The following is an 18677-nucleotide window of genomic DNA, read 5'->3' as shown; positions in this document are numbered from 1 at the left end:
AAACACATTTTAGCGTTTCGGATATAGCAATTGGAAAGCTGGTATTTTTAACTGTTCACTGATTCGTGACACCGCATAGTCCGTAAAGGTTAGCCTGATCCCCAATAGAAATCCGAGATAAGATGTGGCTGTTAAGTCCTCATCAGATTTCTCTAAGACACCGCTTTTTTGTCCATTTCGTATAATCTTTTGAAGCTTTAAAATAAACTCAAGACTGAATTCGTCCAGGACCTTAAACGGTTCCGGAAATTTAGTGTGCTGCCCAATCACTTGAACAACCAACTGCAAATATGTACGCATCTCGATAAAGATACGAATATGTTTCTCTATCATGCTTTTAATTTCACTCAATAAATCCTCTGCTTCTGGATCAAAATCTAGCATGGCTGTTTTATATTTAGTTTCTAGAGGCTCAGTAACAGCATGATAAAAAAGCTGGTCTTTGTTTTCGAAATACGTAAATACACTTCCGAAACTAACACCTGCGGCTTTTGCCACTTTTGCAATCGTTGTGCTTTCATATCCTTGTTCTGCAAACAATATAATTGCCTGCTGAAGGATTTTCTCGCGCTTCTGTTCCATCGCTTTAATCTGTTTATCTGATAAAGGCAATTTTATAACTCCTTTTACAAATGATTGGTTAATCAATCATTATTATATACTGTATGTTAAAATAAGTAAACTACTTTTTGGAGGAACATAAGAGTGCTTAATTCTATAGAGCATCGTCTTTACACGATGTGCATGGTTCAAAACGAAGATAAAGTGCTATTGATAAAGCGTCCGGACAGCCGTGGTTTTCCAGGATTTTTAGCTCCTGGCGGGAAAGTCGATTTCCCTGAAAGCTTAGTAGAGGGCGCAATTAGAGAAGTAAAGGAAGAAACGGGATTAACCGTTTCTAACCTTATTTTTAAAGGGATCGATGAGTATGTGAACCCGCAAGAGAATGTTAGGTACATGGTGTTTAACTATTGGACAAATACGTTTGAAGGTGAGCTATTGTTGGATCCGCCAGAAGGCGAATTGGTTTGGGTTTCGATGAATGAAGCACTGGATCTTTCCATGCAAGAATGGTTTAGAGAAAGATTCCCTTTGTTTTTGAAGAAGGAACTTTCGAGATTCAAAGAGTGTGGGATGCGAAAAAGAGCAACAAGAAGTAGTAAAGATCAGGAACACTTGACCCATGCATTTGCGGATGTCGTATTATGTCTGAGTTTGTAGACTCGCTGATATATAGGTTAAACTCGCCGTATTCTGCGAAAAACTCGCCGTATTATCTTAATATCTCGCCGGATTATTGGTGAAATTTCTAGGATTATTATTGAGTAACTGCAATATTTGTAATCATGAGGTACTCTAAGAACTTAAAATATAGGAAAGGATGACTCTCATACAAGTCATCCCTCATTTTCACTCTAATTTACTTAATAATTTGCAGCTCTTTTGGGTATCTCGTCAACGTTTCGTGCCCATCTGCTGTTACATACACGTCGTCTTCGATACGCACGCCGCCGATATCATCAATATAGATGCCTGGTTCGATCGTATACGTCATGCCTTCACGCAGCACGCCGTCGTTGTTATCGCTCATGGACGGGAACTCGTGAACATCGATTCCAAGACCGTGTCCGATACGATGTGGGAAGTGATCTCCGTAGCCCGCTTCCGTAATGTGGTTGCGCGCAATCACATCAAGGTCACCAATGCGTGTTCCCGGCTTAGACGCTTCCAAAGCCTTTAACTGCGCTTGAAGCACAGTATCGTAAATCTCACGGCGCTTTTCATCCAGATCGCCAAACGCTACAGTACGCGTGATGTCTGAACAATAGCCATCAAGGACAACACCTAGATCAAACAATACGAAGTCGCCATGCTGAAGCTTTCTCAATCCCGGCTTTCCGTGAGGCTGTCCCGCTTTTTCACCGAACAATACCATCGTCGAAAACGACATCGCGCTAATCCCTTTTTGCTTCAATTCATATTCAATTTTCGCGAGTACTTCCATCTCTGTTACGCCTTCACGAAGAGCCGCAACTCCAACTTCAACGCCGTAATCCGCTAATCTTGCCGCTTCACGCAACGTTTTTAGCTCGCTCTCTTCTTTTATGAGACGAAGCTCGTTCAACAGTTCTTCCGCCCCGACTAAAACAGCGCCATCAAACATGCCTAACAGCTTTTCGCCGCGCGCGTATGGAAGAGTTTCTTTTTCAACGGCAACTGAAGAAGCAGACGTAACACCACGGCTCGCCAAAGCTTCCTGAACCTTAGCCCAGGGATCTTCAGAATCACTGTACCCAACAATCTCATACGTCCAGCCTGCGTCTTTCGCTTGTGAACGTTCCATTCCAGGACAAACCATAAATGGCTCACCATCTGCCAACACTACAACTCCTAACACACGTTCATGTGGATCAGAATATAAACCTGATAAATAGAACACGTTCGCCGTCGTATGAATGAACGCGAAAGTATGCCCCTCTTGCTTTAACCAGTTCTGTACCTTTTGAATACGTCCTTCGTTCATGTATATACCTCCACTAAAAGCCCGTAGGCTATGAATTAATCTCTCATACTCTATTGTAGAATAAACGCATGAGAAAAAACAGAAGCACACACTGCTAGTAGCAAATGTGTGCTTTATTAAGCTTTTGATCTTTGGAGCTTCATTGGAAAGTTGATTGGAGTGTAAGGTGTGAGACTCTCGGCTAGGACAAGCGGTCAGGTGAGACACTTATACGTGAAACGTACGAATGTGGCTCACCGCCTGCCCCGCGGAAAGCGAAGCACCTGGAACGGAAATCAACCAACAACAAGTGCAACAATGAATCACAGAAACAGCCTTAGTTTAAAACTGTACTTTCTCTTCAATAAAGCTCTTAAGATCTGCAATCTTCACACGCGTTTGTTCCATCGTGTCACGGTCACGTACCGTTACCATGCCATCTTCTTTAGAATCAAAGTCATATGTGATACAGAACGGTGTACCGACTTCATCTTGACGACGGTAACGTTTACCGATAGATCCTGTTTCGTCGTAATCTACATTGAAGTCTTTAGCAAGTGAACTGAACACTTCTGTTGCTTCTTCAGATAGCTTCTTGGATAGTGGCAAGATCGCTGCTTTATAAGGAGCTAGTGCAGGATGCAAGTGCATAACCGTTCTTGAAGTACCATCTTCAAGCTGCTCATCTTCATAAGCATCAATCAAGAACGCAAGTGTTACACGGTCAGCACCAAGAGAAGGCTCGATGCAGTATGGAATGTAACGCTCGTTTGTTTCTTGGTCGATGTAGTTGAAGTCTTCACCTGAGAATTCCATGTGGCGCTTCAAGTCAAAATCTGTACGGGATGCAACACCCCAAAGTTCGCCCCAGCCGAACGGGAACTTGTATTCAAAATCAGTCGTCGCATTTGAATAGTGAGAAAGCTCATCTTCGTTATGATCGCGAAGACGAAGGTTTTCTGACGTCATACCTAGAGACTTCAGCCAATTTTCAGCTGTATCTTTCCAATAGTTGAACCACTCGATCTCGCTTCCTGGCTTACAGAAGAACTCAAGCTCCATCTGTTCGAACTCACGTGTACGGAACGTAAAGTTACCTGGCGTGATCTCGTTACGGAAACTCTTACCGATTTGTGCAATACCGAACGGCAGCTTTTTACGCATCGTGCGCTGAACGTTTTTAAAGTTAACGAAAATACCTTGCGCTGTTTCTGGACGCATGTAGATTTCGTTTGAACTTGATTCTGTAACACCTTGGTGCGTTTTGAACATCAAGTTGAACTGGCGGATGCTTGTGAAGTCATGGCTTCCGCACTCAGGACAAGCGATGTTGTACTCTTTCACTAGCTCTTCCATCTTTTCAAAAGGAAGACCGTCAACAATAATTTCTTTACCAGCTTGATCTGCTGCGTCTTCAATCAATTTATCAGCACGGTGACGGGCTTTACAGTTCTTACAGTCCATCATCGGGTCGTTGAAGTTGCCGATGTGTCCAGATGCTTCCCACGTACGAGGGTTCATCAGGATCGCTGCATCAAGACCTACGTTGTAAGGTGATTCTTGAACAAACTTTTTCCACCAAGCTTTTTTACGTTGTTCTTCAGCTCAACACCAAGCGGGCCGTAATCCCACGTGTTCGCAAGACCTCCGTAAATTTCAGACCCCGGAAATACAAAACCGCGATGTTTCGCATGATTTGTGATGGTTTCCATGTTTTTTGACATTTTTATTCCTCCCATTCGGATTTTGCCTTATGGATCGGGTTGGTTTTTATGAAAAATAAAAAACTCCCGTCCCAAGGCGCTATGCCCAGGGACGAGAGTTGTATCTCCCGCGGTTCCACCCTAGTTGATCCGTATGTAAAACGAATCCTCTTTTCAAAAGCAACTCCGGATTGCCGTTTCACTAATGTCTTCTACTGGGCTTACACCGTCCCCAGCTCGCTTAAAGAAGTGTTTCACTAGTTACTATTCATCCTTCACAGCTGCATATCATCTTATATAATAAAATAATATTACCAAAAAACGAAAACATTAGTCAAAATATTTTCCTATTATATGCGCTTATTGCTTGTTTTGTGCAAGCTCTTTCTCCACTTGATCCAATGTCGGCAATGCCGTCATCGCACCTTTTACTGATACAGCAAGCGCTCCGGATACACTTCCGAATAACGCCATATCACTAGCTTCATCAAGTGTAAGGTCTTCGAGCGTTCCTGTATATTCATTCAAGCAATGAAGAATGCCTGAGACAAAAGCGTCACCTGCACCTGTTGTATCTACAGCGGAAACACGTTTAGCAGGGATATACTCTCCGCCTTCTCTCGTTACCACGTAACTGCCGTCATCACCGAGAGTGATAAACAAGAGAGGAATATCATACTGCTGAAGCACCTTAATGCCTTCCTCAACCTTTTTTAATCCTGTAATGAATTCTAGTTCTTCTTCTGAAATTTTAACGATGTCCGCATGCTGCAGCATCGAAAGGATCGTCTCCCGTGCGTGCGCAGGCGTCTTCCATAGTGATAGTCTGAGGTTCGGATCATACGAAACCCACATGCCGTTTTCCTTAGCGAGTCTAACCGCTTTTTCAGTGGCACTTTTTGATGGCTCACTGATTAAAGAGATGGACCCGAAATGAAGGATTTTGTGTTCTTTAAACAGGCTAGGCTGAACATCTTTTTCTTCTAAAAAGCGGTCTGCGCTAGGATTGATATAAAAATCAAAGGAACGTTCACCGTTTTCTCCTAATGTCACAAAAACAGCACCTGTTCTTACCTCTTCTGTTTTGTACACATGAAAAGCGTTCACACCATAGCTCTTTAATGTATCAATCATGAATGACCCTAGAACATCATCCCCTACTTTTCCTAAGAACGTTGATGCTGAGCCTAACCGCGCTACACCTACAGCCACATTGGCAGGCGCACCGCCAGGACTTTTCTGGTATGTCGTGTTCGTTTCATCGGTCGGAATAAAATCAACAAGTGCTTCTCCTAAAGAAATAACTCCTTTTTTCATCATAGCCTCCCCTTTTCAATATGGAAAAAAATCAGGCATGGTTAGCCTGATTCCATGTACTATTTCATTTTAATCTGCAATAATGACGTTTCACCTTTTGTTGCTTCAGAAGCCGCACGCTTGTCCAAAGACTCAATAGCATCACCATTTGTGATAACGATTGGCGTAACGGTGCTAGCTGCTTTTTCTTTGATTAAGTCCAGGTCAAAGCTTAATAGCTTATCTCCTGCTTTTACTTTATCTCCTACATTCACATGACCTTCAAAGCCTTCACCGTTCATGCTCACTGTTTCAAGCCCCACGTGAATGAGGATTTCTGCTCCAGCTTCAGATTGAATCCCGATCGCATGCTTTGTATGGAAGAACTGAACGATTTCTCCATCTACTGGTGAAACCACAACGCCTTCAGTCGGCTCTATCGCAATACCGTCGCCCATCATCTTTTGAGCGAAAGTCGGATCTGGCACCTCTTCAATGTTTACAATCTTACCTGTTAACGGAGCAATAACCGTTTCTTCTTTTTTCACTTCTTTTTTTCCAAATAATTTATTGAACATCTCTTTTCACTCACCTTTCAGTTTGCTTACTTTTATAATTTACACCTGTCTGAACGCTTTAAAACATTTCAGCTTTATTTGGGCATTTTTCGTGTTGCTCTTGAAAGTGGTTGATTTCCGTTCCAGGTTGCTCGCTTTCCGCGGGGCAGGCGGTGAGCCACATTCGCAACGTTTCACTCTTAAGTGTCTCACCTGCCCGCCTGTCCCGCAGGAGTCTCGCACCTTCCACTACAATCAACTTGTCAAAGATGTCTGTCTAAAATAGCCCCAAAAACAAAAGATACATTCTGACTAAATACAAAGAAAGACCAAAGAGCTAGAAACGAATTCATTTCAATGCTCTTCAGGTCTTTTTCAATTGAACAGGGTAAACTTTCCCTATAAAAGTAATGCAGTGCTTATCTGGTTGTCAATTAGAAAGGCTCTTTATTGATAAAGTGCATTGGATAGTAAGCGGAATAAATAATCCGTGTGATCACGGAACCCAGCTTCAAGTCCGATCAGCGTTACATCTTTGTCCGTCTCTTCCACGATCACCGCTTGTCCTGCAGCTTGTTCATTACCTTTCCAGTGACCAGCAACAAAGAAGTCGCCAGAAGCTAAAGTTGCTACAGGTTTCGCATTGCTTAACTCCGTAAACCATACCGGTCTGTAAACGAAGCCAAGGTCAGATGTGTTGTATCCAGATGTTACTTCATCTTTATTATAATTCACCTTTACGATCCCGTTGCTGTTCGCATTGCCTGTGTTTACTTTTACTGAGGTTAATCCTAGCTGACTGGATGCTTTTGCACCGCCAGCACCTACAGAAATATATTTTCCACCATTATTGATGAAAGTTTGTACATTTGCTTTAAATCTTTCATAGGCTTCTTTCGTTCCAACTGCAAACGGCTTATTGCCAACACTTAACCGTTCGTATTGCATCATCGCATCCGTTCCGGAGTAAAGGAACGCATCAAACTGTGATAGTCCTTTTTCCGCAACTTCTATTGGAGTTACTTCAGTTACAGAAAAGCCTAAACGGTCAAGCGCTAGTTTCGTACCAGCGTGGCTTTGCGCTTTATTCATGCCGCCATCTTTCAATATTGCGACTTTAAGTGTTGATAGTTTTTCTTTTTGAGCTGGCATTTTAGCAGTTTCTAACGAGATACCAAATTTATTTACAAGTGTTTTATTGGATGCTGATAAAGTCTCTACATAGAACTGTCCATCATTGCCTTTATAAACACTTTCTCCAGCTTTTACTAAATCATTCACCAATTTCACAGCCTGCACAGAGCTGTTTGAAATCACATACGGGCCTTTACCGTTTACAGAACCTGCATAGTCCGCTTCTTTTACAGGAGCTGTTTTTGCTTTAAATTCTTCCTTTACTTCAATCGCTTCAAAGCCCCAAAGCTCTGGAAGGCTCCATGCTGAAATGTCGTACATCGCAGGTGTATCGTTCGTGATATCTTCCCCGTCCCATAACATCGTGTTAGCAAGACCCGCTTTGGCTTGGCTCATATCAACGATGTACGTTCCTGCCGGATAGGTTTGTCCATTTGCCGAAAAAGCCTTCGTTGCTTTTTCGACAGAAATATCGTTTTCAAGAAGGTGGTTCACTGCTTTTTCAGTAACAGTCGGATCCTTTTCATTCACCGGAAGCACATAGGCATTCGGGAAAAACCCTTCTTCATGATACGGATGATCAAAGTTGATACCACGTTCGAAAATCTCAATCTGATCCGTTAACATACCTTGTTTGTTATCACTTGCAAATTTCAACGCACCCATAACCGCGTCATTTGTCCATCTCACACCGTCCCAGCTGTTTGTCGGTGCCTCAAGCGTATAGCCGTATGCCCCGTGATACATCGCATACATCGGTGTAAAAATCGGTGGATAATCGTCCCACCCAGCACTGTCATCACGCTGAGGGATATACGTTCCTGTCATATTTTTATAATGATCAGATTCATAGTTTGCTTTATTGCCGACAATTTCAGCTTCCATCGCCTCAGCCTGATCTAAAGCCCATTTGGAAAACAAGTCGTACTCATAGTTCGGATTATGAGGTGGTGTACATGGCTCAATAAGGCCAGGTTTGCCATCCGAGCTGTTCACATATCCATGAAGATCAAGAAAGACCATCGGATTCCATTCGGTAATTAAGTCAACTGTCTGCTTCGTTTCTTCTTGAGACTGTGTAATGAAATCACGGTTCAAATCGATTCCGTTTCCGTTAAAGCGTGTCCCATCAACACGGCCATCTGGGTTTGCTACAACATTAAAGATAAGAATGTTACTTTTAAGAATCTCTTGCGTCTCCGCATCATTATCATTGGCAAAACGATCAATCAGTTGAAGAACGGCATCCGACCCTACGTATTCCGTGCCATGAATGGATCCGTTTATCATAACCGGCACTTTAAAATCAGGGTTCTCAGCAATCCAATCTTGAGCCTTTTGAGGATTTTTGAACATCTGTTTGCGAAGCTTTTTGTAATGTCCGTATTTCCCCTTGTCTTCTGGGTTTGAGATCGTCACAACATACATAGGATAACCATCAGAAGATGTACCCGTTTGTTCCAATGTCACGCGCTTGCTTTCTTTATCAAATTTTTGAAGAATCTCACCAATCTTTGAGTATTTTACAAAATCATAATGTTCCGAGTTAAACGGGCTGCCATCAGCCTCTTCATAAGCATTTACATTCGTCCATTGTTTTTGAGGTGCTTCCGCTATTACTGCATAAGGCATTGATGCAAGTAAGCTTAAACTCAAGGCACCAGCCATCCACTTTTTCTTTGTCATTTGTTTCTCCCCTTCCTCAATCCGAAAATAATTATACTTATATATGTATATTCATTCAACATCTTTTTATTATTTTCTTCCATACTCCATATTCCACAGTCATTTTGTTATGCCTCTTTATATTTCAACCCTGCATATAAATGAGTAAATATTCATAGTTCTTTATTCACATGAAGTGAACAACGGCTGCAAAGAAAAACAAAGACTGCGAAAACAGACTTGTTTTTACGGTAACGTGTTCTTTTATTTATTACACGTTCGCGCAGTAAGAGGCTCGTTTCGCCGAGCGAGTGTGTTTAACGCGCAGGATTGCTGAAGTTGCGAGCACAAACATACTCTTTTCACGCAGAAAGACCTTCGTTTCACTCACAAGGCCAAAGTTTCCCATGTCCGGCCCGAAAAAGAACAACTGGAAAAACTTTTATTTATTTTTTAAGAAATATCACTTGTAAATGAAACCGTTTTATTTTACAATCACTTATGCAAACGATTGCACCGACATGCATATACAAATATGTAAGCGATTCATATTTTTTTCGCAATCTACTGAATGCGATTTCAAAAATGCAACGAAAGATATATACTTAAAGGAGGAAATCGTTTTGAAACAACGTGGAAAACTCATTTCATTTGATTTCTGGCAAAAGCTAGGTAAAGCGCTTCTTGTAGTAGTAGCGGTAATGCCAGCTGCCGGTTTGATGATATCACTAGGTAAAGTTATTGCTATGTTTGGTGGCGACATGACTTTAGTGCAAACGATTGCTCGTGTTATGGAAGACATCGGATGGGCAATTATTACAAATCTACACATTTTATTCGCCGTAGCTATTGGGGGATCTTGGGCTAAAGAACGTGCCGGCGGTGCCTTTGCGGCTGTCATCGCGTTTATCCTGATCAACCGTATTACTGGTGCGATCTTCGGTGTTAACAGCGGTATGATGCTTGAAGAGGGTGCGAAAGTTAAATCCCTTTTCGGCAGTGAATTAATTGTTGGTGACTATTTTACATCAATTCTTGGAGCACCTGCTCTTAACATGGGTGTTTTCGTCGGTATCATTTCCGGTTTCCTAGGTGCGATACTATTCAACAAATATTACAACTACAACAAGCTTCCAAATGCATTAGCATTCTTTAACGGAAAACGTTTTGTACCATTTGCTGTTATTTTATGGTCAGTGGTTACTGCACTGATTCTTGCATTGGTTTGGCCATTTATTCAGGGATTGTTAAATGACTTTGGTAAATGGATTGCAACATCTCGTAACACAGCTCCAGTAATCGCACCATTCGTGTTCGGTACACTAGAGCGTCTATTATTGCCATTCGGTCTTCACCACATGTTAACGGTGCCGATCAACTATACAGAGCTTGGCGGAACGTATCAGATCATGACTGGGTCAGGTGCAGGTTCTTCTGTAGCTGGACAAGATCCACTTTGGCTTGCTTGGATCAATGATCTTAACAACTTCTTAGCTGCTGGAGATACAAAAGCGTATCAAGCACTTTTAAATGATGTTGTACCTGCTCGTTTTAAAATGGGGCAAGTTGTTCTTTCAACAGCATCACTTGTAGCGATCGCACTTGCGATGTACATGAACGTTGATAAAGACAAGCGTAAAAAATACAAGTCTATGTTCTTATCTGCAGCACTAGCTGTATTCTTAACAGGTGTTACTGAACCGATCGAATTCATGTTCATGTTTGCTGCACCACTGCTTTACGTAGTGTACGCAATTACTACTGGTCTTGCGTTCGCGGTTGCAGATCTTATCCACGTACGTGTTCACGCATTCGGTTTTATCGAATTATTAACTCGTACACCATTGCTTGTAAAAGCAGGATTAACGCGTGACTTAATCAATTTTGCTCTAACTTGTATCGTATTCTTTGGATTAAACTTCTCAATCTTCTATGTATTGATCAAAAGTTCAACCTGCCTACTCCAGGTCGTGCAGGTAACTATATCGAAACAACTGAAGGTGATGCTGCACCTGCTAAAAACGAAGCAGCAACAGGCACAGACAACTCTCAAGCTTCAGCAATCATCGGTCTTTTAGGTGGAGCTGACAACATTGAAGACGTAGACGCATGTATGACTCGTCTTCGTGTAACCGTTAAAGACACTACGGGTGTTGCAACGGAAAAAGAATGGAAAGAGAACGGCGCACTTGGTCTGATCATCAAAGATAAAGGTGTTCAAGCAATTTACGGACCAAAAGCTGACGTATTAAAATCTGATATTCAAGATCGTTTGGGGATGTAATTCATGAAGCTATTAACGTTAAACGTTCATGCTTGGCAAGAAGAGAACCAGATGGAAAAATTAGAAATGCTTGCTCGCGATATCGCGAGTGAGCGTTATGATGTTATCGCACTACAAGAGGTCATGCAGTCGATCGACGCTCCTCTCGTAAAAGACAATATCAAAAAAGATAATTATGCCCTCGTTCTTTTAGAGCTAATGAAGAAACTTGGCGTTGAAGATTATGACTTTGTATGGGACATGGCGCACTATGGCTATGTGACGTACGAAGAAGGATTGGCGATCATAAGCCGTCACCCGATTACGTCTCATGAAAGCTTTTTGTTTCTGATTTGCAGGATATGCACAATTGGAAAACACGCAAGATTGTAAAAGCTTCAATTTCCTATGAGGGACAAGACATTCAATTTTTCTCTGGTCACTTTGGCTGGTGGGAAGATGACATCGAACCTTTTAAAGGTCAATTCGATCGATTGATGCAGTACATTCCTGAAGAAGGTCTCTCCTTTCTCATGGGTGACTTAAACAACGATGCAAACGTTCGTGGTGAAGGCTTTGATTATGTAAAAGAAAAAGGCCTTTACGACACATATGAACTGGCTTCAGAGAAAGATGACGGTCTCACAATCATAGGATCTATTGCAGGCTGGGACAACAACGAAGCTGGCCGCAGGATCGATTATATTTTAAGCAGCAAGCCCGTTGACGTTCAGCAATCATTTGTACGTTTTAACGGAAAAGAAACACCGGTGGTCTCTGATCATGCAGGTGTTGCAGTGACGGTGTATTTGTAAGAGAATTGCTCCTTGTGGGTTCGTTTCACAAAAAGTCTACTCTGATACGTTGATTGGAGTGTAAGGTGCGAGACTCCTGCGGGACAAGCGGTCAGGTGAGACCCTTAAGGCGCAAAGCGGCAAGGGGCTCACCGCCTGCCCCGCGGAAAGCGAAGCACCTGAAACGGAGATCAACTCCCACAAAAAGCAATAAAGAATAAGGAAACATTTTTAAAAAACAAACAGACAATGGGGAGCCGTTTTACGGTATCCCCTGCCCTGTTGTTTAAGAGAAAACATGGAGGTAACATTATGGAAAAAGTTTGGTGGAAAGAAGCCGTTGGCTATCAAATTTACCCTCGCAGCTTCCAAGACTCAAATGGAGATGGAATCGGGGATTTAAAAGGAATCATTCAGCGTCTGGATTACATTAAAGACCTTGGCATCGACGTCATCTGGATCTGCCCGATGTACAAATCTCCAAACGATGACAACGGATATGACATTTCTGATTACCAAGACATCATGGATGACTTCGGAACGATGGAAGACTTTGATTTATTGATGGAAGAAGTTCATAAGCGCGATATGAAGCTGATCATCGACCTTGTTCTTAACCATACAAGTGACGAGCACCAATGGTTCATCGAGTCTCGTTCTTCAAAAGACAATCCAAAACGTGATTGGTACATTTGGAGAGACGGTAAAGACGGCAAAGAGCCGAACAACTGGGAAAGCATCTTCTCAGGATCTGCTTGGCAATATGACGAAAAGACAGATCAATATTACCTGCATGTTTTCTCAACAAAACAACCAGACGTAAACTGGGAAAATCCTGAAGTTCGCGAAGCTCTTTATGATACGGTTAACTGGTGGCTTGATAAAGGGATCGATGGTTTCCGTATTGATGCAATCAGCCACATTAAAAAGCGTGAAGGTTTCCCAGACATGCCGAACCCGAAAAAGAGAAATACGTTTCTTCATTCGACATGCACATGAACCAAAAAGGCATCCACACGTTCCTTCAAGAGTTCAAAGACCGCACGTATGCGAACTATGATGTAATGACGGTTGGTGAAGCAAACGGCGTTAAGATCGATGAAGCGGACCTTTGGGTAGGAAAAGAAAACGGAAAGATGGATATGATCTTCCAATTCGAACACCTTGGCCTTTGGGATGCTGAAACAAATCCAGAAGTTGATATTGTTGAACTTAAAAAAGTGTTAACACGCTGGCAGAAAGGCCTTGAAAAAGAGGGCTGGAACGCATTATTCATCGAAAATCACGACAAACCTCGTGTAGTTTCTACTTGGGGTAATGATGAAGAGTTTTGGTATGAAAGTGCAACGAGCTTTGGTGCGATGTACTTCCTGATGCAAGGAACACCGTTCATCTATCAAGGTCAAGAGATCGGTATGACGAACGTACAGTTTGACTCTATTGAAGACTATGATGATGTAGCTGACAAAAATCGCTATCGCATCAAGCGTGAAGAAGGCGTTTCACACGAAGATATCATGTCTGTGATTTGGGCATCTTCCCGTGACAACAGCCGTACTCCTATGCAGTGGAGCAGCGATGTGAACGCTGGATTTACAACCGGAACACCTTGGATGAAAGTAAATCCAAACTTCACAGAGATCAACGTGGAGAAGCAGCAACAAGATGAAAAATCAATTCTAAACTTCTACAAAAAGATGATCTCGCTTAAAAAGAACAACGAAGTCTTCACGTATGGAACGTATGATTTGATTCTTGAAGAAGACAAGCAAATCTATGCTTACACACGTACTTTAGGAGAAGAAAAGGTTGTCGTGATCACGAACCTTTCTAAGCAAGCTGCAGCTTTTGAGTCCACACTTACGTTGAACGCTCAGAATTTGCTATTGGCGAATAAAGAAGTAGCAGCTCATAAAGATGTAACTAACTTCACGTTGCAGCCATACGAAGCTCGCGTTTATCGCGTGCAAGCATAAATAGGAAAAACGTGCTTTCCAAAGATGGAGAGCACGTTTTTTTATTGTGGTAGATGTTTTTCAAAACGTAAAAATGAATATAGACGCAAAAGGACAATCAATGAACACACAATCGTTATGGCAGGTGTAATGTCCGTGAACAAAGGAGTCCATGCTAAGATAAATGCAGCAAGTGCTGTAAAATTCCCGGAAAATCCGTTTATCGGCTGATTACCTACAAAAAGAACAGCCCCTCTTAATGAATTTTCATAACACGATCTATGATACGGCCTTAACTTAAAAAATGCCCACACGGTTCGCAGCTCGTCCCTCGCCTTAATTGGCATCAAACAGCTTTCACAGTTCAATTCTTTTTTCATAGTCAATTCTCCTTTTGCAACAAATCACTCAGCATCTATTCTATCAGGCTTAAGAACAATCCTATAGAAATTTTAAAGGACTTTTTCCTATTAGAGGAGAAATTTATTCTGAGGAGTGATGCTATGATAAAAAAGTAAGAATGAACCCGCTCTATATGAATAATCTTCAAGTCTTGATGAACCGGTTAGATGACGGACTTGTTAAACAGAGTCTTGAAAAAGAAACCGCTAAAATGATGGCCGGATTTCGTGGTGAAGATTCTATAAACTACTTTCTAAACCTGCTTCCAAACAAAAAGGATTGCGACGTTCTCCACGATCTCCGAATCCCCCTTGATTCTACCTTTTTCAAATTGACACGCTTATTATAAATCCCGAGTATTTTTTAATCATCGAAGTGAAAAACATCTCCGGAAACCTATTCTTCGACCATACCTTCAACCAACTATTACGCACCAAAAACGGTATAGAAGAACCCTTTCAAGATCCCATTGCACAAGCTGAGCGTCAAAAATATCAGCTTGAGAACTGGCTGCTCAAAAATAAATATCCCCTGCTCCTATTGAAACTTTGGTTGTTATGACTCATTCCCAATCCGTATTGAGAACAGATGATAGGAGTAGTCGAGTTTCGAGGAAAGTGATTCATAGTGTTCAGCTATTAGACCGAATTCGAGATTTCCACAAAAAGTATAAACAACGTGTGATTGTTTCAAGGGATGTGATGAACAAAATCACCAAAAGATTGATCAAAGAACACACCCCACGGGATGTAAATTTATTTGAACGGTATAAAATTAGTAAAGATATGATTATTAAGGGTGTACAATGCACGAAATGTTTAGCTTTCGATATGAAAAAAGGGTATCGAACCTGGATTTGTCCTCATTGTTCACATTCATGCACTAATTCCCACTTAACCGCAATTAGAGATTACTCCATTCTTATTCAGCCAACCATAACCAACCACCAGGCACGTGATTTTTTGAAGCTTTCTTCCATTTCAGTGGCATCAAAGCTCTTAACATCTATGAAACTGCCCTATACAGGTGCAACGAAAGGAAGAATATATGATTTAAGCTCCTTAAATGAGCAACAAAAATAATAATCTGTCCGATTGAAGCAGTAATCTGTCCAATTGCACAATTAATCTGTCCGATTGGCCCCATAATCTGTCCAATCTCTCCAATAATTTGTCCAATTCAGCAATTAATCTGTCCAATCCCAATTCATGCAATTCACACAAACAAAAAAACACCCAAATTAATGGATGCTTTTCGTGGTTCGGCTCACTGATTTTCGTTCCCGCTTCTCTTCCACAGTCTCATTCATCCCATGTCCAAGCGATGGATACAAGTTACCTGGCGCCGGATCTACAAACTGAGTCTGATTAAAGTACACGTGCGGTGTCTTCCATAGTGCAACAAGGGCTTTCCAGTGCGGCATCTCGTGATAGCGCTCCGGCCACATTTCTTTAATGTGCTTTTTTACGAGCGGATAATATTTCGGACTCATCCCAGGGAACAAATGATGCTCCGTGTGATAAGAGAAATTAAAGTGGATCACGTCCACCCATTTTGGAACAGTAACCGTTAAGCTGTTCGCTAACGGATCGTTCACGTCTGTCATCGGGTTCAAACGATGATTTGTTGAAATATAACTCATTACGATGGCGTTGGCGATTAATAATGGCATCAATACCGCAAAGAACCATTTTACAGGTCCAAGCCAAGCGAGTAATCCCAGCCACATCGCCCACGGCAATAACAGCTGAATCCAAACAGATGGTCGTTTGCTTGGTTTAAATTCAGTAATGAATCGTTTGAACATGAAAAGTCCGTGCAGCGTAAACGAAACAGATAAAAAAGCAAAGCTTACGATCGAACGCATCCACATTGGGAGCTTGTACACTTTTTGTAACAATGGTTTGTGTGACAAGTTTTCTAGAGTTGGCCAAGCATCTGGATCTTTTCCATCATGCTGTGTATGAACGTGATGTGTGGTGTTGTGCCACTTACGCCATAGCTTCGGCCCAACACTTAACGGCCAAAAGGCTACTGCTCCTAAAAAGTCACGCAGCCATGGCTTGCGAATTACGGTTCCGTGCAGGATCTCATGTCCTAAAAAGCCCATTCCGGCAAAACATGTTCCTAATATAACAGCGATTCCAATCCCTAACCAAGGGTGTAAATTATTCAATAACCCGATAACTAAAATACCGGCGATTGCGATCAATAAGTAGACGAGCCCACCCCATAATCTTGAAGGTACTGGTTTAAAAGCTTCTTTCGGCAGCTTTGGAGCGATTTTTGCAGCGTACCAGCCAAACGATTGTAAATCTTTCATTTGCTCAACTCCTTTAAATCTGACTCTTTCGAATTCTCGTACTTTATCATCGTAACAAGGTTTGTTTTATGAAGCAACTATTTTTATTACCAGGTAATAATAGTTGGTATTATGTACCCATAAAAAACAGGTCACCCTTAAGGATGACCCATAAACTTATAAATATTCTAATTTCAAAACGTTTAATTTCTGATCCGTTTCTCGCTCAATGATCTGCAGCAATCGGCGGTCCTTTTGAGCAACGAACGTAACAGCCAATCCTTTTCCGCCAGCACGCCCCGTTCTTCCAATCCGATGAATGTAGCTTTCGGTATCGAGCGCGATGTCGTAATTAAATACGTGAGTGACTCCTTCAACATCAAGTCCTCGTGCCGCCACATCTGTTGCTACAAGGAATTGAATCTCTCCTTCACGAAAACGCCTCATCACGTCTTCCCTTTTTGCCTGTGAAAGGTCGCCATGCAGTTCATCGGAATTGTATCCCATATTTTGAAGCGCCTCATTCAACTTGCTAGCTCTTCTTTTCGTCCGGCAAAAAATGATAGCTAAATAAGGTCGCAGCAAACGAATCGTTTGAACGAGATCATTCTGCTTCCCGCGGTCCGTCGTTTCCACAATACGCTGCCGAATTTCTTTTAACGTAATCTGCTTCGTTTTCACGTGAATATCACGAGGATCGTTTGTATACGTTTCAGCCAGCTTCTTTACTTCATCAGGCATCGTCGCGGAAAAAGTAACGTTTGGCGATCCTCTGGCACCTCATACATGATGTCTTCTATATCATCTAAAAATCCGATATGAAGCATCTGATCCGCCTCATCTAGCACGAACGTTGAAACATGAGATAAGTCGATCGTCTCTCGTCGAATATGATCGAGCAGCCTTCCAGGTGTTGCGACAACAACATGTACCTTGCTCTCTAGCTTGTGCATCTGCGCGATCACGTCCTGCCCACCGTAGACAGCAAGCACGTTAATCTCACCAAGAGCTTCTGTAAGTTTACGTACTTCAGCTGTAATCTGAATAGCAAGCTCGCGCGTCGGGGCGACGATCAACCCTTGAACCGCATCACGTTCAGCATCAACTTTTTGCAGAAGAGGAAGCACGAAAGCAAGTGTCTTTCCCGTACCTGTTTGAGCTTGTCCCACAACGTCTTTACCTTCTAAGATGACAGGAATCGTTTCCTTTTGAATAGGCGTTGGTTCACCGATTCCGTTTTGAAGCAAAATATCTATCAATTCATCATGAATGCCTAGTTCTTTAAAGCCCATCTACTTTTTCCCCAATTTCTTTACTTTTTCTGTGCAGCTTTCCATCGCCGCTAACACTGCACCACGAAAGCGTTCTTGCTCGAGCGTTGCGACGGCCGCAATCGTTGCTCCACCTGGAGACGTTACTTGATCTTTTAACTCGCCAGGATGTTTTCCTGTTTCAAGCACCATCTGCGCTGCTCCTAAAACAGCTTGTGCGGCTAAACGATAGGATTGATCGCGTGACAAGCCTTGTACGACTCCTCCGTCTGCCATCGCTTCAATCATCATGTACACGTATGCAGGTGACGATCCACTGATTGCAGGAATCGCGTCCATCTGGGATTCTATGATGATCTCCACTTTTCCAAAACTGCTTAACAATTCTTCCACGGACTTTAACTCTTCCTCTGTTATTTCATCGTTTACCGAAACAGCTGTCATACCGGCTCCGACGAGTGAAGGTGTATTCGGCATCGTTCGAACGACCTTTACCTTTTTCCCAAAGGCTTGTTCAACGTCTCCCGTTGTAATGCCCGCTGCAATCGTAATGATGATACCATCCTGCTTTACTACCTTTTTTACCTCTTCAATCACTTCAAAATATGAATATGGTGCAACAGCAAGGAACAGCACGTCTGCCGCTTTTGCAACGTCACTATTTGATGAGAATGTGTGAATACCATATTGTTTCTCTACATACAGGCGTGTTTTCTCCGTTCGCATGCTCGCGATAATCTGATCTGGGCTGATCAAACCTGAACTGATCATCCCTCCAGCCATCGCCTGTGCCATTTTTCCAAACCCGATAAAACCTATTTTTTTCTCCATA

11 protein-coding genes and 6 pseudogenes are annotated in these 18677 nt (G+C 42.2%); 6 read left to right on the top strand and 11 right to left on the bottom strand.

The window, feature by feature from the left end:
- Nucleotides 1-9 precede the first annotated feature (9 nt).
- Nucleotides 10-612, bottom strand: coding sequence for a TetR/AcrR family transcriptional regulator (locus ACEWFH_RS02375; RefSeq protein WP_473725951.1), 603 nt, complete (start codon nt 610-612; stop codon nt 10-12).
- 126 nt (nt 613-738) lie between these two features.
- Here ACEWFH_RS02375 and ACEWFH_RS02370 point away from each other — a divergent pair.
- Nucleotides 739-1160 (top strand): annotated as a pseudogene (locus tag ACEWFH_RS02370) (NUDIX domain-containing protein).
- 260 nt (nt 1161-1420) lie between these two features.
- Here the strand turns inward: ACEWFH_RS02370 and ACEWFH_RS02365 are convergent.
- The 6 genes and pseudogenes from ACEWFH_RS02365 to ACEWFH_RS02340 form a co-directional block, all read right to left on the bottom strand.
- Nucleotides 1421-2524, bottom strand: coding sequence for a M24 family metallopeptidase (locus ACEWFH_RS02365; RefSeq protein ID WP_473725950.1), 1104 nt, complete (start codon nt 2522-2524; stop codon nt 1421-1423).
- Between the two features lie 321 nt (nt 2525-2845).
- Nucleotides 2846-4227 (bottom strand): annotated as a pseudogene (locus ACEWFH_RS02360) (glycine--tRNA ligase).
- A gap of 339 nt (nt 4228-4566) precedes the next feature.
- On the bottom strand, nt 4567-5523 hold the full coding sequence (locus tag ACEWFH_RS02355) for an aminoimidazole riboside kinase (RefSeq protein ID WP_473727189.1): 957 nt from the start codon (nt 5521-5523) through the stop codon (nt 4567-4569).
- Nucleotides 5524-5582: 59 nt separating this feature from the next.
- Entirely contained in the window at nt 5583-6080 is a 498-nt protein-coding gene (locus ACEWFH_RS02350) for a PTS sugar transporter subunit IIA (RefSeq protein WP_473725949.1), read from the bottom strand.
- A gap of 39 nt (nt 6081-6119) precedes the next feature.
- On the bottom strand, nt 6120-6302 hold the full coding sequence (locus ACEWFH_RS02345) for a hypothetical protein (protein WP_473725948.1): 183 nt from the start codon (nt 6300-6302) through the stop codon (nt 6120-6122).
- A gap of 204 nt (nt 6303-6506) precedes the next feature.
- Nucleotides 6507-8879: a M14 family zinc carboxypeptidase gene (locus ACEWFH_RS02340; protein ID WP_473725947.1), complete on the bottom strand. Its 2373-nt coding sequence runs from the start codon at nt 8877-8879 to the stop codon at nt 6507-6509.
- A 602-nt stretch (nt 8880-9481) separates the two neighbouring features.
- Between ACEWFH_RS02340 and ACEWFH_RS02335 the strand changes: the two are divergent.
- The 4 genes and pseudogenes from ACEWFH_RS02335 (at nt 9482) to ACEWFH_RS02320 (ending at nt 13891) form a co-directional block, all read left to right on the top strand.
- A pseudogene (locus tag ACEWFH_RS02335) lies at nt 9482-11142 on the top strand (PTS transporter subunit IIBC).
- Between the two features lie 3 nt (nt 11143-11145).
- Nucleotides 11146-11936: pseudogene (locus ACEWFH_RS02330) on the top strand (endonuclease/exonuclease/phosphatase family protein).
- 65 nt (nt 11937-12001) lie between these two features.
- Nucleotides 12002-12136, top strand: coding sequence for a hypothetical protein (locus ACEWFH_RS02325; RefSeq protein ID WP_473725946.1), 135 nt, complete (start codon nt 12002-12004; stop codon nt 12134-12136).
- 91 nt (nt 12137-12227) lie between these two features.
- Nucleotides 12228-13891: pseudogene (locus ACEWFH_RS02320) on the top strand (glycoside hydrolase family 13 protein).
- Nucleotides 13892-13932: 41 nt separating this feature from the next.
- On the opposite strand, the gene ACEWFH_RS02315 reads toward ACEWFH_RS02320, so the two are convergent.
- A complete protein-coding gene (locus ACEWFH_RS02315) occupies nt 13933-14250 on the bottom strand; it encodes a hypothetical protein (RefSeq protein WP_473725945.1) in 318 nt (105 codons plus the stop codon).
- Nucleotides 14251-14602: 352 nt separating this feature from the next.
- Between ACEWFH_RS02315 and ACEWFH_RS02310 the strand changes: the two genes are divergently transcribed.
- Nucleotides 14603-14833, top strand: a complete 231-nt coding sequence (locus ACEWFH_RS02310) for a nuclease-related domain-containing protein (protein WP_473727188.1) — start codon at nt 14603-14605, stop codon at nt 14831-14833.
- Nucleotides 14834-15512: 679 nt separating this feature from the next.
- On the opposite strand, the gene desB is transcribed toward ACEWFH_RS02310, so the two are convergent.
- From desB to proC, 3 genes and pseudogenes are all read right to left on the bottom strand, one after another.
- The gene (gene desB, locus ACEWFH_RS02305; RefSeq protein WP_473725944.1) at nt 15513-16595 is read right to left on the bottom strand and encodes a Delta(10) desaturase DesB; all 1083 of its coding nucleotides are present in this window, start codon (nt 16593-16595) and stop codon (nt 15513-15515) included.
- A 201-nt stretch (nt 16596-16796) separates the two neighbouring features.
- Nucleotides 16797-17866: pseudogene (locus tag ACEWFH_RS02300) on the bottom strand (DEAD/DEAH box helicase); the annotation flags it as partial.
- Nucleotides 17867-18676: a pyrroline-5-carboxylate reductase gene (gene proC, locus ACEWFH_RS02295; RefSeq protein ID WP_473725943.1), complete on the bottom strand. Its 810-nt coding sequence runs from the start codon at nt 18674-18676 to the stop codon at nt 17867-17869. It lies immediately after the preceding pseudogene.
- Between the last annotated feature and the right edge of the window lies 1 nt (nt 18677).

The sequence above is a fragment of the Fictibacillus sp. EA-CB0309 genome (assembly GCF_055814265.1).
This window is presented reverse-complemented; position numbering and strand designations above follow the sequence as displayed.

Bases quoted from the DNA above. Each gene is read 5' to 3' on its own strand.
- ACEWFH_RS02340 (WP_473725947.1), bottom strand. From the start codon at position 8,879: ATGACAAAGAAAAAGTGGATGGCTGGTGCCTTGAGTTTAAGCTTACTT.
- ACEWFH_RS02365 (WP_473725950.1), bottom strand. From the start codon at position 2,524: ATGAACGAAGGACGTATTCAAAAGGTACAGAACTGGTTAAAGCAAGAG.
- ACEWFH_RS02315 (WP_473725945.1), bottom strand. From the start codon at position 14,250: ATGAAAAAAGAATTGAACTGTGAAAGCTGTTTGATGCCAATTAAGGCG.
- ACEWFH_RS02350 (WP_473725949.1), bottom strand. From the start codon at position 6,080: ATGTTCAATAAATTATTTGGAAAAAAAGAAGTGAAAAAAGAAGAAACG.
- desB (WP_473725944.1), bottom strand. From the start codon at position 16,595: ATGAAAGATTTACAATCGTTTGGCTGGTACGCTGCAAAAATCGCTCCA.
- ACEWFH_RS02355 (WP_473727189.1), bottom strand. From the start codon at position 5,523: ATGAAAAAAGGAGTTATTTCTTTAGGAGAAGCACTTGTTGATTTTATT.
- proC (WP_473725943.1), bottom strand. From the start codon at position 18,676: ATGGAGAAAAAAATAGGTTTTATCGGGTTTGGAAAAATGGCACAGGCG.